This is a genomic window from Caballeronia mineralivorans PML1(12), from assembly GCF_001028175.1.
GTDB classification, from domain to species: domain Bacteria; phylum Pseudomonadota; class Gammaproteobacteria; order Burkholderiales; family Burkholderiaceae; genus Caballeronia; species Caballeronia mineralivorans.
The window spans coordinates 68,959-77,150 of sequence record NZ_AEJF01000141.1 but is presented as its reverse complement, the minus strand read 5'-3'; the positions used below and the strand labels follow the sequence as shown (position 1 = coordinate 77,150).

Below are 8,192 nucleotides of genomic sequence, written 5' to 3'. Positions count from 1 at the left end.
GAGATCGTGCCGCTGTCGCGCACGGCGCCGTCGGAGACCATGCCCGCCACGCCGCGCTTCGCCAGCCGGAGCGCGAGAATCGATCCCACCGACGCCACCGAGCGATCGCCTCGACAATCCTGAACCAGCACGCTCCCCGGCGGCGCACTTTCGACCGCTTTGCGCTGCGGATGATCGGGGTCCTGAAACACGCCCACGTGATCGAGGTCTTCACGCGCCGGAATATTGCGCAGCGTGAATGCGGGTCCAACGAGGTTCGGTGCACCCGGCGCGGGTTTGACGAGCGGCGCGACGCCCTGGAGGAACACGTTGCGCAGGCCACGCTTGAACAACTGCGTGGTGAGCGTAGCGGTGCTGACGTGGCGCAACAGTTCCAGCGCGGCGTTGCTGACGGAGGTATCGGATGGGTTCATGGAGCTGTGCTTTAAATAGGGTTAGTGAATCTCGGGTTCGTCGCGATTTACACTTGACGACGCCGCCACCGGCTCTTCCAGGAAATCGAAATCGCAGCCCTTGTTTGCCTGCGTGACATGAAGCTGATGCATCACACCAAAGCCGCGTTCGAACGGACGCTTCGGCGGCTTCCACGCTTCCCTGCGAGCTGCGAGCTCCTGATCGCTGACATCGAGATGAAGGCGTCGGCCGGGTACATCGAGTTCGATCACGTCGCCGTCCTTCACCAGCGCAAGCGGCCCGCCAACAAACGATTCCGGTGCCACGTGCAGCACGCACGCGCCGTAACTCGTGCCGCTCATGCGGGCGTCGGAGATCCGCACCATGTCGCGTACGCCTTGTTTCAGCAGCTTCTGCGGGATCGGCAACTGGCCCCACTCGGGCATGCCGGGCGCACCCACCGGACCCGCATGTTGCAACACGATCACGGACTCCGCGGTCACGTCAAGTTCTTCGCTGTCGATGCGCGCCGCCATATCGGCGTAATCCTTGAATACAACGGCCGGGCCGCGCGCCTTCAGCAGATGCTGTTCCATTGCAGCAGGCTTGATGACCGCGCCATCGGGCGCAAGGTTGCCGGTCAGCACTGCGAGACCATCGCGCTCCACCAGCGGGTTGGCGCGCTTGCGGATGACGTCTGCGTCGAAGATCTCCGCGCCCGCGATGTTCTCGCCAAGCGTCGACCCGCTCACCGTCATCCGCGTACCGTCGATCAACTCGCCCAGCTCCACAAGCAATGCGCGCAAACCGCCCGCATAGAAGAAATCTTCCATCAGGTATTTGCCGGCCGGGCGCAGGTTGGCGAGTACGGGCGTGATGCGCGCGAGTTCATCGAAGCGCGCGGTTGTCAGGTCGATACCCGCGCGGCGCGCGACCGCCACCAGATGCACGATGGCGTTCGTGGAACCCGACATGGAGAGCACGGTGGTGACGGCGTTATCGAAGGATTTCGCGGTCAGGATGTCCGACGGTTTCTGGTCGGTCCAGACCATCTCCACAATCCGCTGGCCGGTCAGCGAGGCGAACTGCGCGTGACGTGAATCCACTGCGGGTATCGATGAAAATCCGGGCAGCGTCAGGCCAAGCGATTCGGTGGCGGTGGTCATGGTCGAGGCCGTGCCCATGGTCATGCAGTGGCCCGGGGAGCGCGCAATGCCGCTTTCGATGCCCTTCCATTCCTCTTCCGTGATCTTGCCGGCGCGCAGTTCGGCCCAGTATTTCCACGTGTCCGAACCGCTGCCGAGCGTGCGGCCATTCCAGTTGCCGCGCAGCATCGGCCCGGCCGGCAGAAAGATACTCGGCAGGTCCATGCTGATCGCGCCCATCAGCAGGCCGGGCGTGGTCTTGTCGCAGCCGCCCATCAGCACGCAGCCATCGAACTGATACGACTTCAGCAGTTCCTCGGTTTCCATCGCGAGGAAGTTCCGGTAGAGCATGGTGGTGGGTTTCTGGAACGGCTCGGCGAGCGTCATGACGGGCATCTCGACGGGAAAGCCGCCCGCCTGCCAGACGCCGCGCTTGACCTCTTCCACGCGCTGCTTGAAGTGCGTGTGGCACGAATTGATCTCGCTCCACGTATTGACGATGGCGATGACCGGCTTGCCCATGTAATCGGACGGGTGATAGCCCATTTGCGCCGTGCGTGAACGGTGTCCGAACGAGCGCAGGTCGTTCACGCCGTACCAGCGATAACTACGTAATTGCTCAGGGGTCTTGCGAGGGGCCTTAGGGTTCGAGGACAAACTTATTCTCCTTTGCAGCGATGTCAGACGCTCTTGAATGAGCGAATGGTAACGCTATCATTTGGAGCCGTCCGTAAGGGATTTCACGAATGAGGATGATGGGGGGAGTGGGTGTGCGGACCTGCTCGCGATGACTGCGCAAGGAGTCAGGCCCGCTAATCGGTGACGACGGCGCCGTCGCGCGGGCAATGCCGCGGCCGTTTGCGTCGCTTGCATCGCGTCCTGCCGGGCGCGTTTTAGTTTTACATTCAGCGCATGGCGTTCTGTCTACCCTCGGCGTTCGTCGCAACGGCGACCGCGTCGAGATTCTGCGGATATGGGAAGTTCAAGCCAAGCAACTGCCGCATCGTCGGGCTGGCGTTTTTCAAGAACGCCTCGCCGACCATCGCGCGCAGGTCTTCCATCGGCTTGACGAATTTCGGCAGGTACTGGATCAGCACCGCGCTGCGATCCTGCGTGCTGTGGTTGGGCATCGCGCAATGCCAGGTCGCGCCGAAGAAGACAATCGCATCGCCGGGATCCGCTTCCATACGCTCACAGCGCTCGAAGAAGGCATCGCCCTCGCCGGGATAACGCAATTCATGCTGCGTGTGCGGAACAAAAGCCGTCGCGCCGGTTTGTGGCGTGAACGGATCGAGCGGAATGGTCACTTGCGCGTTGAGCGGAAAGCTCGCATTGATGCCGACCGGGAACGTCCCCGGCGCATGAAAATCCCAGTACGGGTAATCGATATGCGGCTCTTGTCCGGGACCGTCCGGAAGGATGCGATTCGCGGCGATCGATCCCATGATGAAGTCTTCACCGAGAAAAAGCCGCATCGCCGCAACGATGGCAGGATGCTCCGCCATCTCCGAAAACACATCGCCTTTGGCAAGCAGGTTCCACACGCGCCGCTGTAGATGCAGACGCTGATCTTCGGCCGCCTGCCCCTGGAAATGCGTGACCGTCTGCGCGCGGTCCTGCGAATGCGCCATCACTACTCGACGCGCCTCGGCAACCTGCGCTGCGCTGAACAAGCCGCGAATGCGCACCGCGCCCGGCCCGCGCAATAGCGCCTCGACTACCCCCTCCGGCGTCACCGCATTGGCTTCCACACTGTTCACAGCTGTCTCCTTGACGATCCACGCGGCACTCCGGCCACTAGTGCTCACAAGCATAGAAGACCGTTTGCGCCAATGCAAAGAAAATTTCACGAGTTAAATTGGTGGAATTTAATTTCTATTTCAGCAAACCATAGCCAATGCGGCCCGCAGCCCGGCTTGATGGAAACCCATCATTTTTTTGAGTGAGCGCGGGGCGTCGCTCATCTATCGTTGTCTCAACAAGAAGGCCACCCGCCACGTCGTACTGACGGGAAGCGCTCAAACATCATTAAGCAGGAGACAACTCTTATGTCCTCGACTCCCGACGCCAGCGGCAACGATGCGGCCAAACCCGGCCTCACCGACCCGACCCTCGACGAGCGTATCGGCCAGCAGTGGTATCAGCCGCGGATCCCGCGCGCCGTGCTGAAGGAACTGATGAAACGCAGCGACGCCGAAGGCCTTCGCAACTTCGTGCCGTGGCTGTTGCTGCTGGTCGCGTCGGGTGTAGTAGCGGCGTTGAGCTGGGGCACGTGGTGGGCGGTGCCGGCCTTCTTCGTCTACGGCACGATCTATTCGTCTAGCGACGCCCGCTGGCATGAGCTCGCCCACGGCACGCCGTTCAAGACCCGCTGGCTCAACGACGCCTTCTATCACCTGTCTTCCTTCATGACGATCCGCGAAGCTTACTGGTGGCGCTGGAGCCACGCGCGGCATCACACGCATACTTACTTTCAAGGGCGTGATCCGGAAATCCAGGTCGCGCGGCCGACCCAGGTCTTGCCGATCATCGTCGACTTCTTCGGACTGCTGGGTAGTTCACTTGAGATCGGCAAGATCGTCCGGCATGCGTTCGGTCGCGTGGATGCCGCTACCGATGCGTTCCTCCCCGCCACCGAAAAACCGAAGATGATCTGGTCCTGCCGCATCTATCTGCTGATGGTGATCTTCACGATCGGGCTGGCGATCACGCTCCGTAGTTTCTTGCCGCTGATGTTCGTCTGGACACCTCGTTTCTATGGCGGCTGGCTGCATCAATTACTTGGCCTGACGCAGCACGCCGGACTGGCGGTCAACGTGAAGGACCACAGGCTAAATACGCGCACGGTGTACATCAATCCGGTCTACCGCTTCCTGTATCTCAACATGAACTACCACCTCGAACATCATCTCCTGCCGATGGTGCCGTTCCATGCGCTGCCGCGTCTGCACGAAGTCATCAAGGATCAGCTTCCGCCCGCGTATCCAGGACTTTATGCGGCGTATCGCGAGATGGTGCCCGCGCTATGGAAACAGCGTTCCGAGCCGGGTCATGTGATCGAACGCAAGGTGCCGGTTGAAAGCGGGCCGCACGGTTCATTCGCCACCCAGTCGGGTATCTGAACAAGTTTAAAAACACGGAGGCTGCTGTGGCCGTTGAAACGAATGGCATCGAATGGGTTGTCGCCTGTGCTGCCGGCGAAATCGCCGAAGAAGACGTGATCCGCTTCGACCACGCGGGCGCGAGTTACGCGGTGTATCGGATCGCAGAGGGTTTCTTTGCGTCGGATGGCTGGTGCACGCACGAACGCGCGCATCTCGCCGATGGATTTGTTCTTGCTCGCGAGATCGAATGTCCGCTGCATCAGGGACGCTTCGACATTCCCACCGGCAAGCCCAAGAGCCCCCCGGTATGCGTGCATTTGAAGACCTATCCGGTGCGTGTTGAAGGCGGCGAAGTGCTGCTCGGCGTACCGGCACAAGCGCAGGCAGCATCATGAGCAACCGTCCCGCGATGGTGATCATCGGCGCCGGCCAAAGCGGCGCGCGTGCCGCCCATGCGCTGCGCGACAACGGCTGGGAGGGCGCGATCACCCTGCTTGGCAACGAAGGTGTCGCGCCGTATGACCGGCCGCCTCTGTCCAAGGCCGTGCTGCTCGGGCAGAAAACCACCGCGCAATGCGCGCTTTACGACGAGGCGTTTTATCGCGAGCAACGCATCGATCTGCGTATCGATGCAAACGTGCAGCAGATCGACCGGGCAGCGCGGGCCGTTGTATTGAAGGATGGGCATAGCGTCGGATATCAGCGTTTGTTGATTGCGACGGGCGCTGAGCCGCGGCGGTTAACCGTGCCGGGCGCGACCTTGGAAGGCGTGCATGTTTTGCGCACGGCGGCAGACGCTTTGAACGTACTCGACGAGTTATCGCCAGGCCGAAAGATTGCGATTGTGGGCGCGGGTTTTATCGGACTGGAGATTGCGGCAGCCGCCATTGCACGAGGCTGCGAGGTGATCGTGATCGAGGCGGCAGCCAGGGCGCTGATGCGTGCCGTGCCCGAGATAGTCGCAGCGTACTTGGTGGAACGGCACAGGCAGATGGGCGTTGAAGTGGGCTTCGCCGTGCAGGTCGATCGGATCATGGGATCGACTATGAAACGCGTCAGCGGCGTCAAACTCTCCGATGGCACGAGCATCGCGTGCGATTGCGTGATCGCCGGCATTGGCGTGAAACCGCGCACGGAGTTGGCGGAAGCGGCGGGTATCGACGTGGCCGACGGCATCGCCGTGGACGACACGCTGCGCACCAACGATCCGCATATCTTCGCAGCCGGCGATGTCTGCTCGTTCCCGCATCGGCTGTTCCGGCGGCGCATGCGGCTCGAATGCTGGAAGAACGCGGAGGACCATGCACGCATAGTCGCGCGCAACATGCTGGACCGCGGCGAGACGTATTCCGAAGTCCCGTGGTTCTGGTCCGATCAATACGACATGACCATACAGATCGCCGGCATGCCCGCGTTCGGTGTGACGACGGCGGTGCGCGAGACGAGCGCCGCGTCGCGGATATTCTTTGCACTAGATCGCGATGGCGTGCTGGTTGGCGCGAGCGGTGTTGGACAGGTAGGCGAGATTGCACGCGACGTGCGGGTAGCGCAAGAGTTGATCGCGCGGCGTGCGCGCATCGAACCTTCGCTGCTCTCGGACCGCAGCGTCAAGCTTAAGCCGCTGCTTGCCGTGGAGGCGCTATGACGCAACGCCTGGAAGTCTATCAATCGCTATGGGCGATGGAGCGCCGTCATACCGATGGTTATGAGCGTTCGCTTGAAGACAATATAGCGATGATCGCGCAGGCGGGCTTCAACGGCATTAGCGCTTCTTATGCATCACGCGATGACGTGCGTCGGCTTACCGGTTTGCTAAAACCGCTTGGCTTGAACGCCGAAGGCCAATGTTTCCCACGCACGGTAGACGACCTGCAACCGGTTCTCGAAAACGCCACCGAGTTCGGTGTTCATCACATCGACTTGCAGCCCGATGCACGGCCGCGCCGGTTAAGTGACGCGCTTGACTTGATCGACGGCTGGACGAGGCTCGCGGAGCAAGTGGATTTTCCGGTGTATATCGAAACGCATCGGGACCGCATGACAACCGATCTGCATTTCACGCTCGATCTGCTCGATGCCCGGCCGGATCTGAAACTGCTCGGCGATATCTCGCACTACCTGGTCGGACGCGAATTCGCCATGCCGGTGTCCGATGAAAACCACGCCGCCATGCATCAGGTCCTCGATCACTCGTGGGCATTTCACGGCCGCGTGGCGAGCCGCGAACAAGCGCAGATCGAGATTTCATTCGAGCCGCATCGGGTCTGGGTGGACCTGTTTCTCGATTGGTGGCGTTACGGCTTTGTATCGTGGAAACGGCGTGCCGGTGTTGACGATACCTTGGTCTTCACGTGTGAGCTGGGACCGAAGCCTTATGCGATCATCGGCCGCGATGGGAACGACACGACCGACCGCTGGGCGGAATCGCTGCTGATGTGCGACTGGATCCGCCAACTATGGAATTCGCTCATGCGGCAAGAAGCGTCAGTCGCTGAGCGGAAGGTTCTCGCGTAACAACACTGTGACCGGAATCTGCTGCGGCAAGGCCACGCCGGGATCGCGATGATAGTGCCGCAAGATGATTTCGATGGAACGCATTGCTTCGCCGATCGGGTTCTGGTCAAGCACGGCATCGAGCGTTCCTTCAATGAGCAGGCGCCGCGAAATGTCGTTGAGTTCGTGGCCGACGAACACCGTCGAACGAACGCGGTCGAGCGCCTGCAGCGCAGCGCCGACGCCTTCGTCGCCGACTGAAATGTTATAGATGCCGCGCAGGTCGGGATAGCGCCGGAAGGCGTCGCGAGTGAGGCTTTCGGTGACCGCCGATTGCTCCCGGCTCTCGACTGTTTCAACGATGTCGCAGTTTGGGAAACGCCGTCGCAGCACCGAGCGAAAACCGCTTTCACGTTCTTCATGGCCGAGGAAATCATGCATGCCCGTCATCACGAGCACCTTGCCTCCCGCATCGCCCAGAAAGCGACCCATCAACTCGCCTGCGACCCGTCCTGCGCCGCGATTATCGATTCCCACATAGGCAAGCCTTCCTGTCCCCGGCAGGTCGCTGGCGAGTGTGACGACCGGCATCGCGCGGCTGACGTGACGCAACGCGTCCGTGATGTCGGGATGTTCATACGCGACGATGATCAACGCATCCGCCTTCTGCGTTACGCGGCGGATGGTCTCGACAACGTGCGCCGGTTCGAGGCTATCGAAATAAGTCACGGCACAGATCACCCTTTGCGCCTCGAACGCCTTCTGAGCGATTTCGAAACCCTGCTTGAGATAGATGTAATACGGCGCGATGGGCTGCTGCAAGAGGATCGCGATACGCAACCAGCGCACCGATACCGCGTCCAGCGCCCGGTCGATCTTCAGCTTGCGCGCCCATTCAAGCACGCGCCGCTCTTTCTCGCGCGAGACGCCGCCGCGACCGTTGAGCACGCGATCGACGGTCGCCTCGCTGACGTCGGCGGCCTTGGCGATATCAGCCATGCTCGTTTTACGGCGGTTGGTCAGGTCGGGCATGGGCCTTATCGGTGTGAGAGTACGA

General features: G+C 61.3%; 8 protein-coding genes. 4 read left to right on the top strand and 4 right to left on the bottom strand.

All coding sequences use genetic code 11. The features are described from left to right. The 3 genes from EOS_RS23080 to EOS_RS23070 form a co-directional block, all read right to left on the bottom strand. Positions 1–413, bottom strand: a 413-nt coding sequence (locus EOS_RS23080) for an RraA family protein (protein WP_047849031.1), incomplete at its 3' end; no start/stop codon positions are given. A gap of 21 nt (positions 414–434) precedes the next feature. Further along, the gene (araD, locus tag EOS_RS23075; protein ID WP_047849030.1) at positions 435–2,195 is read right to left on the bottom strand and encodes an L-arabinonate dehydratase; all 1,761 of its coding nucleotides are present in this window, start codon (positions 2,193–2,195) and stop codon (positions 435–437) included. Positions 2,196–2,443: 248 nt separating this feature from the next. Next, a complete protein-coding gene (locus EOS_RS23070; RefSeq protein ID WP_047849029.1) occupies positions 2,444–3,298 on the bottom strand; it encodes a phytanoyl-CoA dioxygenase family protein in 855 nt (284 codons plus the stop codon). 288 nt (positions 3,299–3,586) lie between these two features. Between EOS_RS23070 and EOS_RS23065 the strand changes: the two genes are divergently transcribed. The 4 genes from EOS_RS23065 to EOS_RS23050 are packed head-to-tail and all read left to right on the top strand — an operon-like array spanning position 3,587 to position 7,156. Next, positions 3,587–4,660: a fatty acid desaturase gene (locus EOS_RS23065; RefSeq protein ID WP_047849028.1), complete on the top strand. Its 1,074-nt coding sequence runs from the start codon at positions 3,587–3,589 to the stop codon at positions 4,658–4,660. A 26-nt stretch (positions 4,661–4,686) separates the two neighbouring features. Further along, positions 4,687–5,037, top strand: coding sequence for a non-heme iron oxygenase ferredoxin subunit (locus EOS_RS23060; protein WP_047849027.1), 351 nt, complete (start codon positions 4,687–4,689; stop codon positions 5,035–5,037). Then, a complete protein-coding gene (locus EOS_RS23055; RefSeq protein WP_047849026.1) occupies positions 5,034–6,287 on the top strand; it encodes an NAD(P)/FAD-dependent oxidoreductase in 1,254 nt (417 codons plus the stop codon). The genes EOS_RS23060 and EOS_RS23055 overlap by 4 nt, the downstream gene beginning before the upstream one ends. Next, positions 6,284–7,156 (top strand): sugar phosphate isomerase/epimerase family protein, encoded by an 873-nt coding sequence (locus EOS_RS23050; RefSeq protein WP_047849025.1) that lies wholly within the window; start codon positions 6,284–6,286, stop codon positions 7,154–7,156. The genes EOS_RS23055 and EOS_RS23050 overlap by 4 nt, the downstream gene beginning before the upstream one ends. On the opposite strand, the gene EOS_RS23045 is transcribed toward EOS_RS23050, so the two are convergent. After that, positions 7,127–8,167, bottom strand: coding sequence for a LacI family DNA-binding transcriptional regulator (locus EOS_RS23045; RefSeq protein WP_047849024.1), 1,041 nt, complete (start codon positions 8,165–8,167; stop codon positions 7,127–7,129). The genes EOS_RS23050 and EOS_RS23045 overlap by 30 nt on opposite strands. Between the last annotated feature and the right edge of the window lie 25 nt (positions 8,168–8,192).